At 71.7% G+C, this 24,520-nt stretch carries 20 protein-coding genes; 14 read left to right on the forward strand and 6 right to left on the reverse strand.

Annotated features, from left to right (window positions below):
- Positions 1-6 precede the first annotated feature (6 nt).
- On the reverse strand, positions 7-555 hold the full coding sequence (locus ABS52_08940; protein ID ODT03601.1) for a hypothetical protein: 549 nt from the start codon (positions 553-555) through the stop codon (positions 7-9).
- Positions 556-623: 68 nt separating this feature from the next.
- Entirely contained in the window at positions 624-986 is a 363-nt protein-coding gene (locus tag ABS52_08945) for a hypothetical protein (GenBank protein ODT03571.1), read from the reverse strand.
- A gap of 93 nt (positions 987-1,079) precedes the next feature.
- On the opposite strand from ABS52_08945, the gene ABS52_08950 reads away from it, so the two are divergent.
- The gene (locus ABS52_08950) at positions 1,080-2,363 is read left to right on the forward strand and encodes a hypothetical protein (protein ID ODT03572.1); all 1,284 of its coding nucleotides are present in this window, start codon (positions 1,080-1,082) and stop codon (positions 2,361-2,363) included.
- Here ABS52_08950 and ABS52_08955 read toward each other — a convergent pair.
- Together ABS52_08955 and ABS52_08960 are read right to left on the reverse strand one after the other, a co-directional pair.
- Positions 2,344-3,573, reverse strand: a complete 1,230-nt coding sequence (locus tag ABS52_08955; GenBank protein ODT03573.1) for a hypothetical protein — start codon at positions 3,571-3,573, stop codon at positions 2,344-2,346. The genes ABS52_08950 and ABS52_08955 overlap by 20 nt on opposite strands.
- Before the next feature lies 1 nt (position 3,574).
- The gene (locus ABS52_08960) at positions 3,575-4,642 is read right to left on the reverse strand and encodes a hypothetical protein (GenBank protein ID ODT03574.1); all 1,068 of its coding nucleotides are present in this window, start codon (positions 4,640-4,642) and stop codon (positions 3,575-3,577) included.
- Between the two features lie 140 nt (positions 4,643-4,782).
- Between ABS52_08960 and ABS52_08965 the strand changes: the two genes are divergently transcribed.
- The 9 genes from ABS52_08965 to ABS52_09005 all read left to right on the forward strand — a co-directional run bounded on the left by ABS52_08965 (position 4,783) and on the right by ABS52_09005 (position 16,406).
- A complete protein-coding gene (locus ABS52_08965; GenBank protein ODT03575.1) occupies positions 4,783-8,052 on the forward strand; it encodes a hypothetical protein in 3,270 nt (1,089 codons plus the stop codon).
- A 472-nt stretch (positions 8,053-8,524) separates the two neighbouring features.
- Entirely contained in the window at positions 8,525-8,998 is a 474-nt protein-coding gene (locus ABS52_08970; GenBank protein ID ODT03576.1) for a hypothetical protein, read from the forward strand.
- 74 nt (positions 8,999-9,072) lie between these two features.
- Complete coding sequence (locus ABS52_08975) at positions 9,073-11,436, forward strand: hypothetical protein (GenBank protein ODT03577.1); 2,364 nt, start codon at positions 9,073-9,075, stop codon at positions 11,434-11,436.
- Between the two features lie 65 nt (positions 11,437-11,501).
- Complete coding sequence (locus tag ABS52_08980) at positions 11,502-12,182, forward strand: hypothetical protein (GenBank protein ODT03578.1); 681 nt, start codon at positions 11,502-11,504, stop codon at positions 12,180-12,182.
- 172 nt (positions 12,183-12,354) lie between these two features.
- A complete protein-coding gene (locus ABS52_08985) occupies positions 12,355-12,894 on the forward strand; it encodes a hypothetical protein (GenBank protein ID ODT03602.1) in 540 nt (179 codons plus the stop codon).
- Entirely contained in the window at positions 12,891-13,721 is an 831-nt protein-coding gene (locus ABS52_08990; protein ODT03579.1) for a hypothetical protein, read from the forward strand. The genes ABS52_08985 and ABS52_08990 overlap by 4 nt, the downstream gene beginning before the upstream one ends.
- A 2-nt stretch (positions 13,722-13,723) precedes the next feature.
- Positions 13,724-14,833, forward strand: a complete 1,110-nt coding sequence (locus ABS52_08995; protein ODT03580.1) for a hypothetical protein — start codon at positions 13,724-13,726, stop codon at positions 14,831-14,833.
- A 19-nt stretch (positions 14,834-14,852) separates the two neighbouring features.
- Complete coding sequence (locus ABS52_09000; GenBank protein ID ODT03581.1) at positions 14,853-15,656, forward strand: hypothetical protein; 804 nt, start codon at positions 14,853-14,855, stop codon at positions 15,654-15,656.
- A gap of 72 nt (positions 15,657-15,728) precedes the next feature.
- Entirely contained in the window at positions 15,729-16,406 is a 678-nt protein-coding gene (locus ABS52_09005) for a hypothetical protein (protein ODT03582.1), read from the forward strand.
- 138 nt (positions 16,407-16,544) lie between these two features.
- On the opposite strand, the gene ABS52_09010 is transcribed toward ABS52_09005, so the two are convergent.
- A complete protein-coding gene (locus ABS52_09010) occupies positions 16,545-16,829 on the reverse strand; it encodes a 4a-hydroxytetrahydrobiopterin dehydratase (protein ODT03583.1) in 285 nt (94 codons plus the stop codon).
- Between the two features lie 38 nt (positions 16,830-16,867).
- Positions 16,868-18,256 carry a hypothetical protein gene (locus ABS52_09015; protein ID ODT03584.1) on the reverse strand — a complete coding sequence of 463 codons (1,389 nt, stop codon included), beginning with the start codon at positions 18,254-18,256 and terminating at the stop codon, positions 16,868-16,870.
- Positions 18,257-18,608: 352 nt separating this feature from the next.
- Between ABS52_09015 and ABS52_09020 the strand changes: the two genes are divergently transcribed.
- The 4 genes from ABS52_09020 to ABS52_09035 all read left to right on the forward strand — a co-directional run bounded on the left by ABS52_09020 (position 18,609) and on the right by ABS52_09035 (position 23,518).
- Positions 18,609-20,687, forward strand: coding sequence for a hypothetical protein (locus ABS52_09020; protein ID ODT03603.1), 2,079 nt, complete (start codon positions 18,609-18,611; stop codon positions 20,685-20,687).
- A gap of 280 nt (positions 20,688-20,967) precedes the next feature.
- Positions 20,968-22,431: a hypothetical protein gene (locus ABS52_09025; protein ODT03585.1), complete on the forward strand. Its 1,464-nt coding sequence runs from the start codon at positions 20,968-20,970 to the stop codon at positions 22,429-22,431.
- Positions 22,432-22,522: 91 nt separating this feature from the next.
- Complete coding sequence (locus ABS52_09030) at positions 22,523-23,032, forward strand: hypothetical protein (protein ID ODT03586.1); 510 nt, start codon at positions 22,523-22,525, stop codon at positions 23,030-23,032.
- A 9-nt stretch (positions 23,033-23,041) separates the two neighbouring features.
- Positions 23,042-23,518, forward strand: a complete 477-nt coding sequence (locus ABS52_09035) for a hypothetical protein (GenBank protein ODT03587.1) — start codon at positions 23,042-23,044, stop codon at positions 23,516-23,518.
- The last annotated feature ends 1,002 nt before the right edge of the window (positions 23,519-24,520 follow it).

A 24,520-nucleotide genomic window follows, 5' to 3' on the forward strand; every position in this document is an offset into this window, starting at 1 on the left:
CCCCGGTCACCCCAGGCGCGAGAGCAACTGCCGCAGGATGCGCTCGGTCATCCCCCACACCACGTGCTCCCCCACCACGAAGCTGGGAACGCGCCACGTGGCCCCGCGCACCTGCACCGGCGACTCGCGGCTCAGCGCCGGGTCGCGCAACACATCCAGCGAGACCCAGAAGGCATCGGCGACCTCCTCGCTGAGCACCAGCGGCGGGGGGTCACCGAGCGCCACCACCACCGGCGTGACGATGATGGGCGGGAGGGTCGCGGTGCGGGGGCGGAGCTCGTCCAGCGTCCCCAGCACGATCCCCGTCGCCGCGAGGTCGATCCCCGTCTCCTCCCACGTCTCGCGCAAGGCGGTCCGCAGGAGCGACTCGTCGTTAGGCGACCACCGCCCCCCGGGGAGGGCGATCTGCCCGCTCCACGGGTCGCCCACTCGCTCGGCCCGCCGGATGAGGAGGATCTCGGCCCCCTCCCCCGCCGTCGGCCGCAACGTGAGCGCCACCGCCGCGCGCGCGGGGGCCCCATCGTCCTCGGCGGGGAGCCCGGGCGTCGTCGCCAGCACCCCGGCCAGCCGCCTCAGGAGCGGGTGTGACAGCCGTGGATCGCCGATCATCGGGGCCGGGTCGATCAGCTCTCGACCTCGCCGCCGGCCGCGATCCACCCCTTGATCCCGCCGCTCATCGAGGCCACGTCGTGGTACCCCATCTGCTCCAGCGAGTCGGCCGCCATGGCCGAACGGTTTCCGCTGGCGCAGTAGATGATGACCTTGCGGTCGCGGGCCACCGAGCGCTCGATGCCAGACTCGAGGATCCCGCGGGGGATGAACACCGCCCCCGGGATGCGCGCCAGGTTCCACTCGTTGGATTCACGGCAATCGACGAGCACCGTCTCCGGGTGCGCCTGCAGGATCCGCATCGTCTCCTGCGGCGTGACCTGCGTGATCCGCGCGCGCACCTCGTTGAACAGCTCCGCCGCCGACTTGTATTTCATCTGCCTCGTGCCCTGACTGGTCCTGCGCCCCGCCGCGCCCTGCGCGCCGCCGCGCTCCTCGCGCCCCTCCGAACATCCCCGTAGTTTGGGCGCGTGTCCCTCACAACGAAAGTCCTCGTCGCCCTCGCACTGGGAATGGCGCTCGGCATCGCCATCTCCATCGCGCAGAGCCCCACGCTCTCGGCCCTCGTCCCCATCGTCGAACCGCTGGGGACGCTCTGGATCAATGCCATCCGCATGACGGTGGTCCCCTTGGTGATGGGGAGCATCATCGTCGGCGTCACCTCGGCGCCCGACGCGCGCACCATCGGACGCATCGGCACGCGGGCCCTGGTCTTCTTCCTCGTCCTTCTGGTCGCAGCGGGGGTCTTCGCGGCCGTGGTGACGCCCCCCCTCATGGCGCTCATCCCCCTCGATCCGGCCGCCGTGGCCGCCCTCCGCGAGAGCGGGGCGACCGCCACCTCCGCCGCCTCGGAGAGCGTGAAGAGGATCCCCACGTTCGCCCAGTGGCTCACCGACCTGGTCCCGGTCAATCCGGTCAAGGCGGCCGCCGATGGGGCAATGCTCCCCCTGATCGTCTTCTCGGTCTTCTTCGGCCTGGCCATCACGCGCCTCACCCCCGACGGGCGCGACCTGATGTCGCGCTTCTTCCGTGGCATCTCCGACGCCGCCCTCACGCTGGTACGGTGGGTCCTGGCCGCCGCCCCGATCGGGGTCTTCGCCCTCGCCGTGCCGCTGGCGGCCAAGCTCGGTGTGGCGGCCGCCGGCGCGCTCATCGGCTACATCGTGGCGACCGCCATCGTCCTGGTCGCCTTCGCCGTCATCGTGCTCTACCCGCTCGCCGTCGTCGGCGGCCGCATGCGCCTCGGGGACTTCGCCCGGGCCACCTTCCCGGCCCAGGCGGTGGCCTTCAGCTCGCGCTCCTCGCTGGCGGCGCTCCCGGCGATGATGGAGAGCGCCCGCTCGCGCCTGGCGCTCCCCGAGGGGATCACGAACTTCTTCCTCCCGCTCGCGGCCTCGACGTTCCGCGTGGGAGGCGCGTTAGGCATCACCACCGGCGTCCTCTTCATCGCCCGGCTGTACGGCGTCGAGCTGGCGCCTGCGCAGATGGCGACGATCGTGCTCACCGTCGTCCTCACGACCTTCTCCGTCCCGGGAATCCCGGCCGGCTCGATCATCGTGATGGTCCCGGTCCTCCTCGCGGCCGGGCTCCCGGTGGAGGGGATGGGGATTCTTCTCGGCGTCGACACGATTCCGGACATGTTCCGCACGACGGCCAACGTGACCGGCGACATGGTGGCTTCGGCGGTGCTAGGACGCGGCGAGCGCGGGCCCACCCGGGCCGGCGAGCCGCCTGCTATGCCCCCGGCTTCCTGAGACAGCGGTCGATGAACGCCTCCTTGATCCCGTTCGCGTCGGCCACCGACGGGAAGAACGACTCCAGGTACTCCTTCGCGTCGCGCCGCTCGCGTTCGTCGAGATCCGGGACCTCGTCGAGGAGGGCCAGGATCTCGCCCTTCCGCGAGGTGAAGCGCTGCACGCTCGGGAGCAGCTCGTCCAGCGTCCGGCAGGGGCCGCGGAACAGGCGATCGCGCACGCTGCGGATTTGCAGCTGCGGCGCCGGGGTCGAGTAGGGGGCGCTCACCAATCCCGAGAAGTCGAAGTCGTACGGGATGGGATAGACGCGCGCCGAGTCGTCCACCACGAGGCGGACGTTGTGCAGGGCGTAGATGGACCAGTCGGTGTTCCCGATGAGGTACTCGAAGATCGCCATCTGGTCGAGCGTGGGCGCGTGCATGTCGTCGAAGAGCGCCCGGCGGAACTCGCGGAGCCTCCCCCCCTGCCGGGCCGCCATCAGGTCCTCGTTCTCGATCCAGACCGCCGCGCGCGTGTCCATCGCCTTGCCGCTGGCGGAGTCGACGTAGGTCGCGGCCGACAGGCGGGCCCGGAACGAGCGCGGCGTGATGACGTTGAACACACGGTACGCCAGGTACTCGCGCCGCACGATGTCCTCGTAGCGGTGGTTGTCCTGGCAGTGTGCCCCCAGCTTCAGCGACTTCTGTCCCTCGAACGGCGTCCCCTCTGCCTCCTTTCCCTTTCCCGGGAAGATCACGAGGAGGTTGACGAACTTGCACGTGCTGCGCCGCAGCCGGAAATGCCCGCGCGTCCGCAGCTGCACCGGGATGCGCCGCTCCGCGCCCGACTGGTCCTTGACGACGAGCGTGCCGGGATAGCGCACCTTGCTGGTCGAGTCGCGGTTCTTGTTGATCGCGTTGAAGTTGGCCACCAGCGTGAACGGGAGCGGCGTGCGCTCGGCGAACAGCGGCTGGCGCTCGGCCTCGGTGCTGTCCTTCACGAGCTTGTCGCGCGGGGCCTTCTTCTCCTTGCTCGCCGAGGCGGAGTCGCCGGAGGCCTTCTTCTTCTCGCCCTTGGGCCTGGCGCCCTTGGCCGCTCCCTCCTGGGCCTGCAGCGCGCCGGCGCGGGACGCCAGCAGCGGCGCCACCCCGGGCGCCGTCAGGGACAGGACCGAAGCCGCCAGCACCAACACCGTCAACCGCAACTCTCGCATCTCGGCATCCTCCCGCAACCTACATCCACTGCTCCGCCGTGGCCCTCGCCACGTACGGCACCCCTTCGTGCTCCACCGTGCGCGCGACGTCGTCGAGCCGCTGTCCCTTGCGTGCCCGCACGGCATAGACGAGCGTCGTCTCGCCGTTGGCCATCCCGCTTCGCACCAGCTCGAAGCGCTTGGTGTGCGTCGTGAGGAGCGCCTCGATCACCGGACGCGCGTCGTCGGTCCCGGCCACGACGATGGTCACGCGCCCATCGAACTTCGGGCGGTCCTCCGGTTCCTCGCCCGCCACTTTCACGTCCTCGCGGCGGCGCCGCACGCGCGAGGCGAGGGCGTCCAGCTGCTCGGGGGCCAGCGTCTCCAGGATCTCGCGATCGAGCCGCGCGACAAACTGGCTCGTGCGGTTGGCGATCGCCATGGCGCGCTGCATGTGCTGCTCGGCCCGCTTCCCTTCCAGCGCCGGCGGCGTGCGGGCGAAGTCGGTCTGCCACAGGGTGAGGGCCGCGATGATGTACAGCAGCGAGAGGACCACCGCCACCTCGAGCTGGACGCCGCAGGCGAGCCCGAGGGCGCTGACGACGAAGACGTAGACCGCATCCTTCGAGTCCTCGAGCGTGGTCCGGAAGCGGACCGCCGCGACGATCCCGGCCAGCGAGAAGGCGAGGGCGATGCTGTTCCGCACCAGGACGGCCACCGCGGCCACGACCGCCGGGAGGAGGACCAGGGTGTGGACGACCGACTGCGAGTATCCCTTCTTCTGTCGCGTGAACATGTAGACCCACGCGATGGGGAGGGAGAGCAGGATCGCGGCCACACACGCCACCGCGGCGAGAAGCGTCACCAGGTGCGGGGGGAGCGCGACGAGGGTCCCGCCAGCCGCAAAGCCGGGGACCTTCTCCTGCATGTGCGTCCCGCCGCCCACTCCCATGATCGGCCCCAGCGCCTCGAGCACGCCGGACCGCGATGCGGGCGAGAGGACCAGCCACGTTCCCCACACCGCGGCGGTGAGGGCGGCGTAGTAGACCAGCAGGCGCGAGACGACACCCTGAAAGAGCGAGGCGATCCCCGGGCGGGGCTGCGTCATGGGGCGAGGGGGGCTGGGGGAATCTTCGTCGCCCGATTCTAGCGCCCGTGCGCCCGCCCAGCGAGGGCGCCGCGCGGAATTCGCACGGGTGGCAATGGTCGGGTACCGCTTCCTCGGCTGGCCACCGGTAGGGTGCGCCCGTGCTCACCCGACGCCTTGCGACCGACCTGCTGGCCCGCTTCTCCGACGGCCGCCCGCCGGCGCCACTCCTTCCGTTCCTCGGCTTTCGCGGCGACCTGCTGGCGCTGGACCGGTCGCTCGCGCTCCTCGGGTCACTCCCCCTGCAGGAGGCGCGCATCCTGGCCGCCCCTCACGGTCGGCGCGCGTTGGTGATCACCACCCATCCCCAGCTGCAACTCCGCGGCGTCCTGGCCACGCTCGCGCAGCGGCTATACCGGGAGGGGGCGCACCATCCGTGGATGGTGCTCGCCGCCACCGCCGACGGCGCGAGCGGGGGGCTCGCGACCTGGCGCCCGGCCGACGCCCGGCCCCGGGTGAGCGCCCTGGTCTTCGACCCCCGGCGCGTGATGGCGAGCGACGCGGAGACGCTCCTCGCCCTCGCCGCCGCGGCCGAGGGCGACGACATGGTGGTGCACCAGCGCTGGTGCGAGATCCTCGGGCGAGAGGCGCTGTCGCACCGCTTCTACCGGGCGCTCGAGCATCACGTCCTCGCACTGGGAGAGGGGGGACGGGGACGGGCCCCCTCCGATGTCCGCCGCGAGCTCGCCCTCGTTGTTACCTCGCGCCTCCTCTTCCTCGCCTTCCTGCAATCGCGCGGCTGGCTCGACGGCGATGCCGACTTCCTGGCCCGCCACCTCGACCGCGTCCTGGCCTCTGGGGGAGACGCGCACCGCCGCTTCCTCGAGCCCCTCTTCTTCGGGACGCTCAACACGCGCCTCTCGCGCCGCGCCGCGGCGGCGCGACGCTTCGGCCGCGTCCCCTTCCTCAACGGCGGACTCTTCGCCCGCTCTCCCCTCGAGCGGCGGTATCGCGCGCTTCGTTTCGGCGACGACGAGCTTGGCGCCCTGTTCGACGAGCTCCTCGGGCGCTACCGCTTCTCGCCGCGCGAGCAGGAAGGCGAGTGGAGCGAGAGTGCGGTCGACCCGGAGATCCTCGGACGCGCCTTCGAGTCGCTGATGGCGTCGCGCGAGCGCCGCGACAGCGGGGCATTCTACACGCCGCACCCCCTCGTCGCGCGCATCACCGACAGCGCGCTGGAGCACGCACTGGCCGCGGCGGGCATCGTGCGCGACGCGCGCGAGGCGCTGCGTCACCCGGCCGGCATGGCGCCTGACGAGAGAGACGGGCTGCGGACGTTCCTGGCGGGGGTGCGGTTGGTGGACCCTGCCTGCGGGTCGGGCGCGTTCCTGGTGCATGCCCTCGAGCGCGTCGCCCACCTCATGGCGGCCGCCGGCGACGCGCGCCCTCCGGCGGCCATCCGTCGCGCGGTGCTGACGCATTCCATCTTTGGCGTCGACCTCAATCCCATGGCCGTCTGGCTGTGCGAGCTCCGGCTCTGGCTCTCCGTCGTGATGGACCTCGACGTGACCGATCCGCTCGACGTCCCCCCGCTCCCCAACCTGGACCGGAACGTGCGAGTGGGAGATGCGCTGGCCGGCGGCGCGTTCGACTCCCGCGTGGCGGCGTCGTCCGTGGCTATCGTGCGCGAGCGCTACGCCCGCGCGACGGGCGCCCGCAAGGTGACGCTGGCGCGTGTCCTCGATCGTGTGGAGCGCCGCGCGGCCCTCGCCGCCCTCGAGCGGCAGGCGGCGCAGGTCGCCGAGTCGCGCCGCGCCCTCGTGCAGGCGGCGCGCGGGCGCGACCTGTTCGGCAACCGGCGCGGCGCCGTGGGCGACGAACGCGTGGCGCGCGCAACGTTGCGGGCGCGCGCACGAGGGCTCCGCCAGGCGCAACGACTGCTGGCAGGGGGAGGGGCCCTCCCCTTCCGCTTCGAGTCGCACTTCCCCGACGTCGCCGCCAGCAGCGGCTTCGACCTCGTCATCGGCAACCCGCCATGGGTGCGGCTCCACCGCATCCCCCCCGAGCGGCGGGAGGCGTTCCGGCGCGACTTCTTCGTCTTCCGCCACGCCGCCTGGCAGGCCGGGGCGGTGAGCGCGGGGGCGGGGGCGGGCTTCGCCGCGCAGGTGGATCTCGCCGCGCTCTTCGCCGAGCGTGCGGTGGAGCTCCTGCGCCCCGGCGGAACCTTGGCGCTCCTCCTCCCGCTCAAGTTGTGGCGTTCGCTGGCCGGCGGCGGGGTGCGCCGCCTTCTGGGCGACACGCACGAGCTGCAGCTCGTGGAGGACTGGTCCGAGGCCCCCGCGGCCTTCGACGCCGCGGTGTACCCGTCGCTCGTCGTCGTGCGGCGGTGCCACCCGCTCGCGGCTGGCGCCACAGGCCAGGTCCTCGGCCACGTGTCGGGGCAGGCGACCTCGGCGTCGGGCGCGAGCGCTGCGAGCGGGTCAGGCGCAAACCCCAACGACTCCGTGCAGCTGGGTGTGCACCGGCGCGACTTCGCCATCAACTGGTCGATCGCCCGGCGCTCGCTCGCCTTCGATGCGTCCCCGGGCGCCCCGTGGCTCATCCTCCCCCCGCCCGCCCGCGACGCCTTCGCGCGCCTGGCCAAGGCCGGCCCCCCGCTCGCCGACAGCGGGCTCGGACGCCCCTCGCTCGGCGTCAAGTGCGGGTGCAACGACGCCTTTCTCGTGGACTGCGTGCGCGGCGCGGCGGATCACGCCATCGTACAGGGACGCGGGCGTGAAGCTCCCATCGAGGGTGCGCTCCTCCGTCCCGTCCTTCGCGGGGAGCGCTCGCGCCTGTGGACCCCGGCCCCGTCGCGCGAGCGCATCATCTGGACGCACGACGGCGCGGGACGCCCCCTGGCCGTGCTCCCGCCGCTTGCCGGGCGCTGGCTGGCGCGATGGCGCGGCGAGCTGTCGCGCCGCACCGACCTGCGCGGCCGGCGCGCATGGTGGTCGCTGCATCGCATCGACGGCGCCGTGAGCGCGCGGCCGCGCGTCGTCTGGGCCGATGTGAGTCGCGGGATGCGGGCCTGCATCCTGCCGGCCAACTCTCCCGTCGTCCCGGTCAACAGCTGCTACGTCCTCACCTGCCGCGACGATACCGATGCCGCGGCCTTCGCCGCCCTCCTCAACTCGCCGCTCGCGACCGCGTGGCTCGACGCCCTCGCCGAGCCGGCGCGTGGCGGCTTTCGCCGCTACCTCGGCTGGACGGTGGCCCGCCTCCCGATTCCGCACGATTGGGATCGCGCGCGCGAGCTGCTGGCCCCACTGGGGCGGCGCGGGGTGGCGGGGGAGGCGGTGGGGGGTGAAGAGTTGCTGGACGCCGTCGTGGCGGCGTATCGCGTGCGGGCATCGCTGGCGCGGGGGCTGGTGGAGTGGACGTGGCGATGAATGCAGGTAGTGCGACGTGGGATGGCCACGGGCGACTATCGGCGTTGCCTCGCCTGTTCCGTAGCCGCCATCGACATCGCGTTCGGTCGTCGTCGCACATTCACGCCCTCTCGGGCCCAAATCCTGATGAAGTCTCCCTTCATGAAGACTTGCCATTCTCTCGCAAGGGCGACGCTCCTGCCGCTGGCCGCAGGCGCGACGCGTACGAACGCGCAGTCAGGCGCTTTCGTGGCGATGCATCCGAATCCCTCACCAGCCACGCGGGAGTGGGACCAGTACCTGGTCCTCGACTCGCAGTTCCACGTTGTGGCGAGATTCGTGCGTTGACGGTGCGCCTCCTCGCGATCGGGAATCCGGACCCGTGCGACGGGCTCGCTGTCGGAGCATCACACCGCTGGTGGCTCGTGCCGCCGAGTCGGCTGAACGGTCGCGGCACCTCCAACCTTGATCACACGCTCGACCAAGACACGCTATGCCTTCTCTTCGCGGCTCGTTCCTGTTCGGCACGATGCTACGGGCCGGCACCGATCTGGCGCTTGACGCGCCGTGGGATCGACACTTGCCATTGCCGGTCGATGCCCTGCCCTTCTGCAAGGTACCGGGTCCCGAGAGTGAAGCGGCGCCACGGTACCTGGGGCGCTGGGTGACGGCCACCGACTCCCGAATCGTCCAGGCGCGAACCAGCCTTGGCGTCGGGGCGCTTCGCGAGTCGGAGGTGTCCATGCCTTCAGACGAGAGCACGTGCCGGCTGGCCTCAACATTGGTGGACAGTGTCACGGGCATTCGCCCCGCGAGCGGCAATGCCGTGTTCGTGTATCACCTGGGTTCCTCGCATCGGATGGTCGATCGGGGGTGGCGAGCGGAAGGAGAGTACAGGGGCGGCTTCCTGTTCGATGCCGCATGGAGGTTCATTGCCGAGGTGAGTCTCCTGAACCAGCGCCCCTGACCCCGTCTCGTCACGCGCGCGCGCGCAGCAGAGGTCGCGTTTTACGCCTGACGCCCGACTGCGGGAGGTGGGGGATGAGCACAGCGGCACGCCTTCACGAAGCCCGGAATTCCGCGGCCGATGCCGCGCACCTCCTTCGTCACTGCATCGCGCGCCTGACGGGCGATGGAGTCAGCCTCGACGCCGATCCTCACGCGAGCGACACCCTCGGCGAGGTCACCCTCCTCCCGCACCAACGCGAAGGCGCACGTCGCCTGCGCGCCGCCCTCCGTTCCCACGGCGGCGCCCTCCTGGCCGACGAGACGGGACTCGGCAAGACCTACACGGCGCTTGCAGCCGCGCGCGACGAGCGCGCCATCCTGGTGGTCGCCCCGGCTTCGCTGCGCGACATGTGGGAGCGCTCGGCGCGGCGGTGCGGCGTGACAATCGAGGTCACCAGCTACGAGCGCCTGAGCGCCGGCAGTGCGCCTGACGGCGCCCCCTGGTCGCTGGTCATCCTCGACGAGGCGCACCACGCCCGCTCCCCCGCCACCAGGCGCTACCGCCTCCTCGCACGACTCACGCAGGGGGCGCGGGTGCTCTGCCTCACCGCGACACCGATCCACAATCGGCTCCGCGACCTCACGGCACCCCTCGCCCTCTTCCTCGGGGCGGGGGCGGAGCAGCTCGATGCCGCCACGCTCGCCGCGATCGTCATTCGACGGCGCGCCGAAGTCGTCGAAGGCCCGCTCCCGCGCCTGGGAGACGTCATTGCGCACGACATCCCGCTCGCGCCCGAGGTGCTCGACGCCCTGCGCACCCTCCCGCCTCCGCTCCCCCCCGCCGATGGCGGCGTGGCGCAGGCGCTGGTCGCGTTGCAGCTGACACGCGCCTGGTGCTCCAGCGACGCCGCCCTCCTCGCCGCCATCCGGCGGCGCCTCGCCACGGCGGCGGCGCTCGAGCAGTCGCTCGCGTGCGAGCGCCTCCCCTCGCGCCGCGACCTCGCCCTCTGGACGGCCGACGCCGACGGGAGCGTGCAACTCGCACTCCCCGAACTCTTCGCCACTCCCGCACCTGCACTCGGCATCGCCGTATCGCTCGATGTCGTACGCGCGCACGCCCGAGCGCTGCGATCGGTGCGGGAGATGCTGCGTGGAGGCGCCGCGCGTGACGACGCGCGACTCGCGACGCTGGCGCGGGTGCTCCAACAAACGCTCGGATCGCCCTCGCACCGCAAGGCCGTCGTCTTCACACACAGCGTCGAGACCGCCGATCGCGTCTTTCGCGCCCTGATGGGGACGTTCAGGATGGCGCTCCTCACCGGGACGGGGGCGCGACTGGCCTCGGGCCCGGTCGCAAGGCGCGACGTCCTGGCGGCCTTTGCGCCTGACGGTTCGCCGCCCGACCAGCGCGACGGAGCGAGCCGCATCGACGTCCTGGTCGCCACCGACGTCGTGAGCGAGGGGATCGACCTGCAGCGCGCCGCGGCAGTCGTCCACCTCGACCTCCCGTGGACCATGGCCCGGCTGGAGCAGCGCATGGGACGCATCCGGCGCATCGGCTCACCGCACGAGCAGGTCGAGGCCCACCTGGTCTCGCCCCCCGCCGACGCCGAGGCGCTCGCCTCCACCCTCCGCCACCTGGCGCGCAAGGCGGCGCTCACGCACGAGGTGATCGGCGTCTCCTCGATTCTCGCCGGTGGCGGCGACTGGCCGGGCATCGCGGCATCGACGCGCGACCCGGCGCCGACGGTCGAGCGCGAGCGCATCATCACCCTCCTGCGGCAACTGGCGCATCGCGCCGGCGCGAGGGCAGCGTCGGGTGGGCCGATCGCACCCTCCGCGTTCCCCGTGGTTCGTCGCTGGATCCTCCCCCGCCCGGCCACGCCCACCGCCCTGGCCCTCGTCTCCATCGGCGGCGTCGCGCACCTGCTGGCGGGCGAGGAGGCATCCCTCTCGATCGAACCGGGGAGCGTCAGGCCGATCCTCGCGCGACTCCTGGCGCAGCTCGGCGACCGTGACACGCCATCGCGCATGGACCGGCCGCCCGGGGACGTGGACGGAATGGTGCGACGCGTGCTGGACTGGTGCGAACGGCGCACCGCCGCCCTCCAGCTCCTCCCGCCCACCGCCTGCGACTCGCCGGCGCATCGCCGCGTGTTGCACCTGCTCGACCAGCTCCCCACCCACCTCCCGCGAGCGGCCCGCGCCCGGCTCGCCGCTCGCGCGGCCGAGGGGCGTCGCCTCGTCCAGCTGCAGGCCGGGGCCGGCGCCGAGACGACGCTGCAGTCGCTCGCCGCGGAATTTCCCGCCAGGTCGCCGGACCCCGCGTCGGCCGAGCGATGGCTCGACGCCCTCCTCGAACACCTGCGGCGGCCAGCGTCGCCGTCGACGCAACACGAGGCGGCGCTCCCCCACTCCGAGAGCGCCGTCGCCGAGGCGGTCCTCGTCGTGGGGTGACGTGGCGGGGGCCGGCGGCGCCTGCGGGGTGAAGCTCCGGGCATGATGGCGCTATCCTTCACCTCATGCGGCCCACTCACACCCAGTACCCGGTCGTCCTCTTCGACCTCGACGGGACGCTCATCGACTCGCTCGAGCTCCTGGTGGGCGCGATGACGCATGCCTTCGACTCCCGCCAGGGACCTCGCCCCACGGTGGAGGAGTGGGTCGCGACGATCGGGCGCCCCCTCCTGTGGCAGTTCGGCCAGTACGCCACCAGCGATGACGACCTCCAGCACCTGGTGCGTACGTACCGCGCCTTCCAGCTGGAGCACCACGACCGGCTGACCCGCGCCTACGATGGGATCCCTTCCCTCGTGGCCTCCCTCGACGCGGCCGGCCACCCGCTGGGGGTGGTCACCAGCAAGTTCGGCCACCTGGCCAGCCGCTCCCTCGACCACGTGGGGCTCTCCCGCCACTTCGACCTGGTCGTGGGGGCCGATCACACCGCGAAGCACAAGCCCGACCCCGACCCGCTCTGGTTCGCCCTGGGGCAGCTGCAGCAGGAGCCTTCGGGCGCGGTCTACGTGGGCGATTCCCCCTTCGACGTCATGGCCGCCAACGCCGCCGGCGTCACCTCGATCGCCGTCACCTGGGGCGCCGCCTCCCGCACCCCCCTTCTGGACGCCTCCCCGCGCCACGTGGTGGACACCGTGGCCGAGCTGGAGTCGCTCCTCCTGCAACTTCGCGCCGCGGCCGCCCCGTAGAGAGAAGAAGCGACAGGTGGCCGAAAGGCAGGGAGGGAAGCGCAGGATTTGCGCCCTCGTCTTCTCGTCTTCTCGTCTTCTGCCTCTTTCAAACCTTCCAGTCGCCCCCGCTATCTCACTCGGTGAGCATGCGACGACTGGTTCGATCGTGACGGTGGCTTCCCTGGAACCGATCCCCAACCCCGTAGCGACCGACGCCTCCGACGTGGCCCTGGCCGCGTCGGGCGATCGCCGGGCGTTCGAGCGGCTGTATCGCTCGCACGTGAACCGCGTCTTCGCAGTCTGCGCGCGGATGGTCCACGACCGGACGCTCGCCGAGGAGCTCACGCAGGACGTCTTCGTCCGCGCCTGGGGCAAGCTCTCCCTCTTCCGGGGGGACTCGGCCTTCGGCACGTGGCTCCACCGGCTGGCGGTCAACGTGGTCCTGAACGCGCGGAAGTCCGAGGGGAGGACGCGCTCACGGTTCGAGGACGACGGCGACCTGGTCGACGAGCTCCCGCAGGGCGCCGCCACCTCGGTCCCCGGCGCCTCGATCGACCTGGAAGCGGCCATCGCGCTCCTTCCACGCGGCGCGAAGACGGTGTTCGTCCTCCACGACGTGGAGGGCTACAAGCACGAGGAGATCGCGGAGATGCTCGGCATCACCGCTGGGGGGAGCAAGGCGCAGCTGCACCGCGCCCGGCACCTGTTACGAGAGGCACTGAACCGATGACTGACCGCAACCTGACCTGCGCCGAACTGGACGAGCGGCTGGGCGACTACCTCGAGGGGACGCTCGACGACTCGTCGGTGGCGGCGATCGAGCTGCACCTGGCGGGGTGTCCCTCCTGCGCCTCGCTGGTGCGCGACGTCGAGCGCATCACCCGTGAGGCGGCGGCCCTCCCGGCACTTGCCCCGTCGCGCGACCTCTGGGCGGGGATCGCGTCCCGGCTCGACGCCCCGGTGATCGACCTTGCCGCGCGCGCGGCGGAGCGATCGGCCGGGCGGCGCTCGGAGCCGGGGCGCCGGACGGCGCCGGCCCGCTGGCCGCGACTCCGCATGGGGGCGATGGCGGCGGGACTGGTCGGCGTCACGGCGATCGGCACCTACCTCGTCACCTCGCGAGCGGGCGCTCCCACGGTCGCCGTGGCCCCCGCCGCTGATCCTGCCTTCCCGGCCGAGCGCACCGCGGGAACGCCCTCCCTGACGGGGACCCCCGCACCCGGGCTCCCGCCGGGCGAGCGGGTCCCGGGCGCCACCGCCGGTCCGGGCGGTGCAACGATGGTGAACCGCCCGGCGCGCACGTCGGCGCGGGCCACCTACGATGCCGAGATCGCCGCCCTGCGCGGCGTCCTGGCCCAGCGCAGCGACGAGCTCGACCCGCGCACGGTCGCGGTCCTCGAGACCTCGCTGGCCACGATCGATTCCGCCATCGCCGAGGCGCGCCAGGCGCTCCAGGGCGACCCCGCCTCGCGGTTCCTGTCCACGCAGTTGAACAAGATGCTGGAGAAGAAGCTCGGCGTGCTGCGCACCGCCGCCCTCCTCCCGTCACGCACCTAACGATGACCGCCATGTCCTCCCTCACGCGCACCACGGTGCTGGCCCTCGCCGTCGCCCTCGTTCCGGCGGCGGCCGGCGCCCAATCGAGCGAACGCCGGAGCGAGCGCGAGGCCGAGCGCTCCCTCGAGCGCATGGCCGACCAGATCGCCGCCGCCGCCGAGCGCGTCGCGGCGCGCGCCGAGAAGCATGCGTCGCTCCTGGCCGAGCGCATCGAACGCGAGTTCGACCGCAAGGGGAAGTCCGTCCCCTACTGGGCCGAGGATGACGAACCCGGCGCGCAGCAGCTGCGCACGCGCATCGACACCACGGTGGCCTTCTCGCCCGACGGGACCATCGACCTCTCGAACCTCTCCGGCGACATCACGGTCACCGGGTGGAGCCGCCGCGAGGTGCAGATCAAGGCGTCGAGCGAGCGGGGCAACCTGGCGCTCGACATCTCCTCGTCGCGCATCTCCCTCGAGGTGGAGGGGCGCGGATCGGTGTGGGGGAGCCGCACGCGCGGCGAGACGCGCTACGAGCTCTCCGTCCCCCGCGGGGTGCGGGTCATCGCCCGCAGCACCTCGGGTGACGTCACGGTGCGCGGCACCGGTGCCGCCGTGGAGGCCAGCTCCACCAGCGGCGACGTGATCGTCGAGGACGCGTCGCGGCGCATCGAGCTCAACTCGGTCTCGGGCGACGTGACCGGGCGCACCCTCAAGGGGACGGTCGAGGCGACGTCGGTGTCGGGGAGCGTGGAGCTGGAGAACGCCGAGGGCGACGTGCACGCCGGGACGACCAGCGGCGACATCGTCCTCACCAACGTGACGTCTCGCGACATCGAGGCCTCCACGACCTCGGGTGAGATCGCCTTCTCGGGCGCCCTGGCGGCCGACGGCCGCTACGAGTTCCACTCGCATTCCGGCAGCATCGAGCTGTCCATCCCCGCCTCGGCCAACGCCCGCTTCTCGGTGGAGACGTTCAGCGGCGAGCTCGACGCCGACTTCCCCATCACCTTGCAGCCGGGCGACCGTTCGACGCGCCGCCCGCGCCGCTTCGAGTTCACCGTCGGCAACGGCGGGGCCCGCGTCATCGCCGAGACCTTCAGCGGCGACCTCGAGATCCGCAAGCGTTAGGCATCCAGGAGACCTACCCGTGAAGCGCGCACTCTGCACCACCCTGCTCGCCCCCCTCCTCGCGGCCTCGGCCGTCGCGGCCGTGGCCGTCCCGGCCGAGGCGCAGCAGCGCCCCGACTTCTCGTGGGAGGGGGCGATCCCCCGCGGGCGCTGGCTCTACGTCCGCAACCTCAACGGCTCCATCCGCGTCGACAAGGCATCGGGCGCCAAGGCCGAGGTGACCGCCGAGAAGCGGGTGAGGCGCGGGAGCGGCGACGAGGTGCGCATCGAGGTGAAGAAGGTCGGCAACGACGACATCCTCATCTGCGCCATCTGGTTCGAGAACACCACCTGCGACGAGGACGGCTACCGCACGCGCGGCAGCGACCGCTGGAACCGGCGCAACGAAGTGTCGGTCGAGTTCACCGTGCGCCTCCCCGAGGGGGTGAAGCTGGTGAGCAGCTCGGTGAACGGTGCCATCCGGATCGAGGGGGCCACCTCCGAGGTCGACGCATCCACGGTGAACGGGAGCATCAGCGCCAACACGTCGGGCGGACCGGTGCGGGCCAACACGGTCAACGGCGCGATCGAGGTGACCATGCGCGAGACCGGCACCGCCGACCTGGAGTTCGAGACGGTGAACGGCTCGATCGACATCCAGCTCCCGGCCGAGCTCAACGCCGAACTCGACATGCGCACCGTGAACGGGCGCGTCTCGTCGGACTTCCCGCTCACCATCACCGGGCGCATCAACCCGCGGCACATCCGGGCCACCGTCGGCAAGGGGGGACAGCGCCTCAAGGTCTCGACGGTCAACGGCTCGGTCGACATCCGGAAGATGTAGGCGTGCGGAGTACCCCTCCTGCGGACGTCCGGGGTATCTTGAGGGTGTCCCCCTCATTCGCAGGAGACTGACATGGGCATTTCGGCCCGTCCCTATCCGGGCATCGCGGTACGAACCGGCGCCGAGCGCGCGACGCTCGTGCGCCGCACGTACCTCCTGGTCTTCGCCAGCGTCCTGGTGACGATCGTAGGCGCGGCCTTCGGCATGTCGCAGCCGGGGATCATGCAGGCCATCGCGCGGCATCCGTTCATCACCATGCTGTGCATGTTCGCGCCGCTCATGCTGGCGATGAAGTTCCGCGACGCCTTTCCGGCCAACCTCGGGCTGGTCTTCCTCTTCACCTTCGTGGAGGGGCTGGCCATCTCGCCGATCCTCTACGTGTACGGGCGCGCCAACCCGGGGGTGATCGGGCAGGCGGGGATCCTCACGGCCAGCGCCTTCGGCATCCTGACGCTCTACGCCTTCGCCTCGCGCCGCGACTTCTCGGCGCTGGGGGCGTTCTTCACCGTCGGGTTGTGGGTCCTGATCGCGACCTCGCTCCTGAACCTCTTCTTCCAGAACCAGACCGCCTCGTTGTGGCTGGCGGGAGCGACGGTGCTGGTCTTCAGCGGGCTCCTCGTCTTCGACACCTGGCGCCTGCGGAACGTGTTCGGTCCCGGGGACTACGTGCAGGCGGCGGTCGCGATCTACCTCGACCTGCTCAACATGTTCCTGGCGATCCTCACCCTCCTGGGCGGGCGTCGCGAGTGACGGCGCGCCGGTGCCCGCCGCGCCGGCGCGCGGCGGCACCGAGTGGGCGGCCCCGACGACACGACGGCCCCGGTCTCCTCGACCGGGGCCGTCGCGCATCCGGCGTCGCGGTGCAGCTGGCGGGGCCCCGTGCCGGGATCAGAGGGCGTCGATCCGCCGCGCCAGGGTGATGTCCCTCGCCGTGATCCCGCCGCTGTCGTGCGTGGAGAGGGTGAGGGTCACCTTCGTGTAGCGGATGTCGATGTCCGGGTGGTGGTTCATGGCCTCGGCCACGTCCGCGACGCGCCGCACCCAGTCGATGGCCGCGGGAAACGTCGGGAAGGCGCAGCTCCTGACCAGCGCATTGCCGCGTCGCCCCCAGCCGGGCAGGGAAGCCAACTCGCGCTGGATCTCGATGTCGGAAAGCGGGGGTATCGCGGCCATGGCGTTCGCGGACGGGAAGAGGGTGATCGGGGACGGATTCAGCGGGCGATCGGGGGGCGGCGCTGGTGCCAGTGCGTCTCGCGCTGGAACGCCGCTCCCAGCGCCAGGACCGCCTCGTCGCCCCCTTCGGGCCCGAAGATCTGGAGCCCGATGGGGAGCCCCCGGGACAACCCGCACGGGACGCTGAGCGCCGGGAGCCCGGCCAGGTTCTGCGGGGCGTTGAAGCGGGTGAAGGCGTCGACCGTGTTCGCCTCCTTGCCGTTGATGTGCACGACGTGCTCGTCGATGCGCGGCGGGAGCGTCGGGAGCGTGGCCCCGATGAGGATGTCGACGTCGGCGAAGACCCGGACGAAGCCGGCACGCACCGTCTCGCGCACCGCCATCGCGTTGAGGTACTCCAGCGCCGTGAGCTTGTAGCCCGCTTCCATGCGCTTGCGCACGAGCGGACCGTAGGCGGACGGCGAGGCCTTGAGGTAGCGGTCGTGGTAGGCGATCGCCTCGGCGCCGGTGATGACCGCCGACGCCTCCTGCGCCCCCTCGAGCTCGGGGATCTCGACCTCGCGGATGTCCTTCACCAGCGGGCCCAGCGTCTTGAGCGCCTTGTCGATCGCCTTGGCCACCTCGTCGTCGAGGTCGCGCAGGTGGTACTCGGAGATCCCGATGACCATCCCCTTGCTGCTGGCGCGGAGCGCCTTGGTGAAGCGTTCGCAGGCCTGCCGGGTCCCGATCATCGCCCCCATCATGAGGGCCGCGTCGGCGACCGTGTGGGTCATGGGGCCCACGTGGTCGAGCGAGGGGGAGAGGGGGACGACTCCTTCGTTAGGCAGGAGCTGGTAGGTCGGCTTGAAGCCGGTCACGCCGCAGCAGGCGGCGGGGATGCGGATGGATCCGCGGGTGTCGGTGCCGACGGCGGCGGCGCACAGCCCGGCGGCCACCGCCGACGCCGACCCGCCGCTCGAGCCGCCGGCGACGTGCTCGGCGTTCCACGGGTTCCGCGCCGGCCCGAAGTGCTCGTTGGCCGACGTCACGCCTAACGCCACCTCGTGCAGGTTGGTCTTCCCCAGCACGATCGCCCCCGCCTTGCGGAGGCGCTTCACCACCGGGGCGTCCTCGCCGGCCGGGATCCCGTCACCGAAGATCCGCGACCCGGCGGTGGTCGGGGCATCGGCGGTGAGGATGAGGTCCTTGATGGCGACCGGGACGCCGGCCAGCGGGCCGGGATCCTTCTTCTGCGCCACGCACTTCTCCACCTTCGCGGCCGCCTCGAGCGCGGCCTCGGCCGACACCGAGATGTAGGCGTTGAGCGACGGATTGTGACGGGCGATGGCATCGAGGACGTCGCGCACGAGCTCCGAGGGGGAGACCTGGCGATGCGTGACGGCCTTGGCGATATCCTGAAGGTCCGTGAAGGGCGTGAGTGCGGACATGCGGTGGTTGAGCGATGAGGCCGGCGGCCGTGCGTTTCGCGCGCGACAGGTGGCCTGCGGGGGCGCCGGGTTCCGGCAGCCACCTCCCCCAAGCCGGTCCTCGCCGGTGGGCGAGGGTCCCCGGAGGGGGGTGAGGCCATGACAGGGCGTGGGCCGCCCCTAAAGATGATCGGTTCGACGCGTTTTCTGCACTCGTCGGCGCGAATTCGCCCCCCCGAGTTGCCGCCGACCGCGCGCCGCCGCACGTTCGATCAGGGGGGCGATGGTCACCCCGCCGTCGCCCGCCCCAAGTCGTCCCCCGCTCTCCCCCAGTGCCATGCGTCCCGCCCTCGCCTTCCTCGCCCCCTCGCTCCTGGCGCTCCTCTGTTCCGCCACGCCCTCGCCCACCCCGCTCGGCGCCCAGCCCCGCGGGGACGCGCGGCGCGTGCTGGGCCCCGCCGACATCTTCCAGATGGAGTACGCGGCCAGCCCCGCCATCTCGCCCGATGGGGGCTGGGTCGCCTACGTGCGCCGCTGGAGCGACCCGATGACCGACCGGCGCTACAGCAACATCTGGGTGGTGCGCCGCGACGGCACGGGACATCGCCCCATCACGACGGGGCAGTTCAACGAGGACGCGCCCGCCTGGTCCAACGATGGGACGCGCCTCGCCTTCGTCTCGAACCGCGGCGGGAGCGCCCAGCTGTGGGTGCGCTGGATGGACACCGGGGAGCTGCTCGCGGTGACGCACGGGAGCCAGGCGCCGAGTGCCCCGGCCTGGTCGCCCGACGGGACGCAGCTCGCCTTCCTGCAGCTCGTCCCGCGGGCGCCGCTGGTGGTGGGGGTGCCGCTGGTACCACCGCCAGGCGCAACGTGGTCGCCGCCGCCGAAGTACACCGACCGCCTCGTCTTCCGCCAGGACCAGCTGGGCGAGCTCCCCAGCGGCTTCGTGCACGCCTTCGTCGTCCCCGCCGAGGGGGGGACGCCGCGCCAGGTGACGAGCGGCGATTACCACCACGGCGGGCAGGCCTTCGGGGGCGGGGCAGTCACGTGGAGCGCCGACGGGAGCGAGTTGGTGCTGGCGGCCCGGCGCGGCGACAACCCGGAGTGGAACGCGCGCGAGAGCGACCTCTTCGCCTTCAGCGTCACCACCGGCGCCATGCGACGCCTCACCGACCGCTTCGGCCCCGACCAGTCGCCCGCCGTTTCGCCCGACGGGAGGCTCATCGCCTGGACCGGCTACGACGACCGCAAGCAGGGGTACCAGAACACGCTGCTGTACGTGATGAACCGCGACGGGTCGGGGAAGCGTGCGCTCACCACGGCGATGGACCGGAGCGTCGCCGCCCCGGTGTGGAGCGCCGACTCGCGCACCCTCTACGTGGCCGTCGACGACTCGGGGAACACCAAGGTGGCCCGCGTGGCGCTCGACGGGACGTGGCGCATGGTGGCGCGCAACCTGGGCGGTGGGAGCTCGGCCTACAGCGGCGGGAGCTTCTCGGTGGCGCGCGACGGGAGCATCGCCTTCACGCTCAGCACGCCGGCGATCCCGTCGGAGGTGGCGGTGGTGCCTAACGCGGCGCCGGGAGCGGCGCCGGGGGCGGCGCCGCCGGCGCCCCGCATCCTCACCGCCCTCAACGCCGACGTCCTGGCCGGCAAGACGCTGGGGGCGGTGGAGGAGATCTGGTACGAGTCGTCGAAGGACAAGCGGAAGATCCAGGGGTGGATCATCAAGCCCCCGGACTTCAACCCGTCGCGGAAGTACCCGCTCATCCTCGAGATCCACGGCGGCCCGTTCGCCAACTACGGCGACCGCTTCGACGAGGAGAAGCAGGTCATGGCGGCCAACGGCTTCGTGGTGCTGTATACCAACCCGCGCGGGAGCACCAGCTACGGCGAGGAGTTCGGGAACCTGATCCACCACGCCTATCCCGGCGACGACTTCTACGACCTGGACTCGGGGGTGGATGCCGTCATCGCCAGGGGATACATCGACGAGAAGAACCTCTTCGTCACCGGGGGGAGCGGGGGCGGCGTGCTGACGGCATGGATGATCGGCCGCACCGACCGCTTCCGCGCCGCGCTCGCCTTCTATCCCGTCATCAACTGGGAGAGCTTTGCCCTCACCGCCGACATGGCACCGATGGCTGTCAATGATTGGTTCCCGGGCTTCCCGTGGGACTACCCGGAGAACTACGACCAGCGCTCGCTGCTGAGCGTGGTGAAGAACGTGAAGACGCCGACGCTGATCATGACCGGCGAGGAGGACTTCCGCACGCCGATGTCGGAGTCGGAGCAGTACTACAAGGCGCTCAAGATGCGCGGCGTGGAGTCGGTCCTGGTGCGTGTTCCCGAGGAGCCGCACGGGATCCGGCGGCGCCCGAGCCATGCGGCGGCGAAGCTCACGACGCTGCAGGGGTGGTTCGAGAAGCACCGGGCGGCCGTGCAATAACGGCAGAAGACGAGAAGACGAGAAGACGAGAAGACGAGAGAGAAGACGAGAGGCGGGGCGTGCGGACGGCGTGCGCCCCGCCGTCGTGTCGGCATGGCGGCCGAGGACGCTTGCCTCGGCTCCACATGAACCAGTGTCCCTCAAGCCTCCGACGGGCAACGAGTTGCCGATCCCCCTCCCGTCTCCCGCCGTCCATCGCCCGTCCGCCTTCTTGCGTTTTCGGGATTTATTCGGTATCTGTCATCGCCCCGGGCTCACGCCCCACGGCACAGGTGGCACGATGCAGCAGGCGCTTTCGCTCCCCGAACTGGTTTCCCCGCCCCCCCGGCATCCGGTGGTCGGCGTGCAGAAGGACATCCGCTACTACGGCACCACCGCTACCGCGGTGCTCAACAGCCCGGAGACCACCGGGATGTCCTTCTGGTCCATCAACCCCTACATCGGGTGTGCCTTTGGCTGCGCGTACTGCTACGCGCGGTATGCGCATCGGTATGTCATGAGACGGGAGACGGGAGACGGGAGACGGGAGTTCGAGGGAGGGAGGGCGAGGGGGGCCGCGCAGGGGGCCGCGCAGGGGGCCGCGCAGGGGGCCGCGCAGGGGGCCGCGCAGGGGGCCGCGCAGGGGGCCGCGCAGGGAGAGGACGGGGAGACTCGGCGCACGGGCCACCTCGCTGACCTGACGAGCAATCCTGGGAGCGACCTGGCGAGCGACCTGGCGAGCGACCTGGCGAGTGACCTGGCGAGCGACCTGGCGAGCGACCTCGAGGAGCTCCCGCCGTGGCTCGCCTTCGAGCGGCGGATCTTCGTCAAGCGCAACGCGGCGCAGGTGCTGCGTCGCACGCTGCAGGGCGGCCGCAAGTCGTTAGGCGCGGTGCAGCGCGGCGAGACGATCGTCATCGGGACCGCCACCGACCCGTACCAGCCGGCCGAGCGCCACTTCCGCGTCACCCGCGACCTCCTCGAGGTGCTGGCCGAGGTGCGGCGGTTGCGCCTGGTGATCATCACCAAGAGCCCGCTGGTCACCCGCGACGTCGACCTCCTGGCGCGCATCGCGCAGCGCTCGCGCCTCACGATCCACCTCTCGCTCATCACCCTCGACCGCGACCTCGCCCGCCGCATCGAGCCGCGCGCCCCGACGCCGGAAGCGCGCCTGCGCGCCCTTCGGCGGCTCAGCGAGGCCGGGCTCGACGTGGGGATCAACATCATGCCGGTCCTCCCCGGGATCACCGATCGCCCCGACGCCCTCGCCGCCCTCGTGCACGCGATCGCGGCCAGCGGCGCCTCGCACATCAACGCGTGCGCCCTCCGCCTTCGCGCCACCTCGCGGCGCCGCTACCTCCCGTGGCTCGACGCCGAGTTCCCGGAGCTGGCGATGCGCTACCAGCGCGCATACGGGAGGGGGCACCAGATCACCGATCGCTATCGCGAGGGGCTGCGGCAGTTCCTCAGGAAGGCGTGCCGCCGGGCCGGGATCCGCTACGGCTCCCCGGACGACCGGGCCTTCGAAGGGGCGGCCGATGGCCGGGCCGGCATGGCGTGGGAAGGAACCTCGGCGGGTCCCCTCGCCATCGCTCCCGCCACCGCTCCCGCCATCGCTCTCGCTACCGCTCCCGCCATCGCTCTCGCTACCGCCCCCCGCTCGCTCCCCATCGTGGCAGAAGGGCCCCTCTCCGCCGGCTGGCCTGCGCCCTCCACCCTCCGCGGCGGCACGCCCATGGAGACGCAGATGACCCTGGGGATCTGAACGACGCGCCTCACCTCCGGTCCCGGCCTTCGTCCGGGCACCGGGTTCTCGCGGCTTTTCGCCGTTTGTCTTCCACCTCCACGGAGTTGTCATGTCCATTGCCGACACCATCGTTGCCGAGTTCGACCACGAGACCACCACCACCCGCAAGTTCCTCGAGCGCACCCCGGCTGCCGCCGCCGGCTGGAAGCCACACGAGAAGTCGATGACGCTCGGGCAGCTGGCGGCGCACCTGGCCAACCTCCCGTCGTGGGGCGGCTCCATGTTGCTCCTGCCGGAGCTCGACATCGCCCCCGTCGGGCAGCCGCCGCTCAAGGGGCCGGACTTCCAGTCGACCGAGGCGCTGTTGGCCACCTTCGACCGGAACGTCGCCGAGGCGCGCACCATCCTGGCCGGGATGTCGGACGAGGAGTACGGGCGCCCCTGGACGCTGCTCGCGGGCGGCCAGCAGGTCTTCACCATCCCGCGCCTGGCGGTCGCGCGCACCTACGTCCTGAACCATCTCATCCACCACCGCGGGCAGTACTCCGTGTACCTGCGCCTGCAAGACGTCCCGGTGCCGGGGAGCTACGGCCCCTCGGCTGACGAGACCGGGATGTAGGAGGTTCGCATGATCCGTCCCGTCACACCCGCCGATGCCGGGGGATGGCAGCTGATGCGCCAGGCGCTCTGGCCAGAGGGCTCCGAGGAGGCGCATGCGATCGACATCGCCCGCTTCTTCTGGTCGGGCGACGACACCGCCGCCTGCCTCGTGGCCGATGGTCCCGACGGGCTCATCGGCTTCGTCGAACTCTCCATCCGCCCGTACGCCGAGGGGTGCGAGACCGGGCGCGTGGGCTACCTGGAGGGGTGGTACGTGGCGCCGCCCTGGCGGCGGCTGGGGGTGGGACGGGCGCTGATAGCGGCAAGCGAGGAGTGGGCCCGCCAGCAGGGGTGCCTCGAGTTCGCCTCGGACACCCAGTGGGACAACGTTACCAGCCAGGCGGCCCACCAGACGCTCGGCTTCGTCGAGACCGAGCGCATCGTCTGCTATCGCAAGTCGTTGACGGGGCGGGCAGCATCTCCGGTGCACACGCCTTTGTCCTGAGTCGTCAGGGGCGAGGGGGGTGTGCGCTTCTGATTGCCCTGGAGTTTCGGTTTTTGTTCGGTATTCAGGAAGGCTGGCGCCCTTCTGCTCGTTAGGCGCTTCTCGTCTTCTCGTCTTCTCGTCTTCTCGTCCTTCCGTGTCCCTCGCCACCCTCCGCCAGCAGATCGCCACCGTCATCGCCCCCCCGCCCATTCCCGGGGGTGGGGTGTCGACGGGCATCGCGGCACTCGATGCCGTGCTGACCGACGGCGGGCTTCCGTGCGGGCGGCTGACGGAGATCGTGGGCGGGCGCGGGAGCGGGAAGACGACGTTGGTCCGGGCAATCGTGGCCCAGGCGCTCGCGGACAAACGATGGGTTGCCTACATCGACGCGGGACGCACCCTTGCCCCTGCCGACTGGGCCTCGCTGGCGGCGTCGGAGCGGCTGTGGATCGTGCGCCCCCCCCCGCCGACGCCACGGGATGTCGCCACTGCGCGGGGCGCGCCCCTCCCGGCGAAGGGCGTGGCCCATGGGCCGTGGTGCGCCGACGTCCTCCTGCGGAGCGGGGCCTTCGGGTTGGTCGTGCTCGACGGGAGCGAGGGAGTACCGCACGGCGTGGCCGTGCGCCTCACGCGACTGGCCCGGGAGAGCAACGCGGCCTTCGTGATCCTGCGCGAGGAGGAGGATGAAGAACGGGAAGGCATGGGAGGACGGACCGGGCGAGCGAAACGGGGGGGCGTGATCGGGGGGGCGGTCCGCCTCAGGGTACGCCAACGCCCGCGCACCGGGGAGGGAGGGGAGGGCGAGGATGGTGAACGACGTGAGGGACGTGAGGGACGTGAGGGACGCAAAGGACGCGAAGGACACCCGGGAAGTCGCTGGGCAGTGTTAGGCCGCCGGCTGGCACGAGCGGAGGCAGGGGATGGGGAAGGAAGGAGAGGCACGGCAGTCCCCGCAATCGCAACAGGACCAGCAGAACCAGCAGGGCCGGCAGGAACGGCAGGAACGGCAGGAACGGCCGG

This window comes from Gemmatimonadetes bacterium SCN 70-22 (assembly GCA_001724275.1).
GTDB lineage: Bacteria > Gemmatimonadota > Gemmatimonadetes > Gemmatimonadales > Gemmatimonadaceae > SCN-70-22.

Bases quoted from the DNA above. Each gene is read 5' to 3' on its own strand.
- ABS52_08945 (ODT03571.1), bottom strand. From the start codon at position 986: ATGAAATACAAGTCGGCGGCGGAGCTGTTCAACGAGGTGCGCGCGCGG.
- ABS52_08960 (ODT03574.1), bottom strand. From the start codon at position 4,642: ATGACGCAGCCCCGCCCGGGGATCGCCTCGCTCTTTCAGGGTGTCGTC.
- ABS52_08970 (ODT03576.1), top strand. From the start codon at position 8,525: ATGCCTTCTCTTCGCGGCTCGTTCCTGTTCGGCACGATGCTACGGGCC.
- ABS52_08975 (ODT03577.1), top strand. From the start codon at position 9,073: ATGAGCACAGCGGCACGCCTTCACGAAGCCCGGAATTCCGCGGCCGAT.
- ABS52_08980 (ODT03578.1), top strand. From the start codon at position 11,502: ATGCGGCCCACTCACACCCAGTACCCGGTCGTCCTCTTCGACCTCGAC.
- ABS52_08990 (ODT03579.1), top strand. From the start codon at position 12,891: ATGACTGACCGCAACCTGACCTGCGCCGAACTGGACGAGCGGCTGGGC.
- ABS52_08995 (ODT03580.1), top strand. From the start codon at position 13,724: ATGACCGCCATGTCCTCCCTCACGCGCACCACGGTGCTGGCCCTCGCC.
- ABS52_09005 (ODT03582.1), top strand. From the start codon at position 15,729: ATGGGCATTTCGGCCCGTCCCTATCCGGGCATCGCGGTACGAACCGGC.
- ABS52_09010 (ODT03583.1), bottom strand. From the start codon at position 16,829: ATGGCCGCGATACCCCCGCTTTCCGACATCGAGATCCAGCGCGAGTTG.
- ABS52_09015 (ODT03584.1), bottom strand. From the start codon at position 18,256: ATGTCCGCACTCACGCCCTTCACGGACCTTCAGGATATCGCCAAGGCC.
- ABS52_09025 (ODT03585.1), top strand. From the start codon at position 20,968: ATGCAGCAGGCGCTTTCGCTCCCCGAACTGGTTTCCCCGCCCCCCCGG.
- ABS52_09030 (ODT03586.1), top strand. From the start codon at position 22,523: ATGTCCATTGCCGACACCATCGTTGCCGAGTTCGACCACGAGACCACC.
- ABS52_09035 (ODT03587.1), top strand. From the start codon at position 23,042: ATGATCCGTCCCGTCACACCCGCCGATGCCGGGGGATGGCAGCTGATG.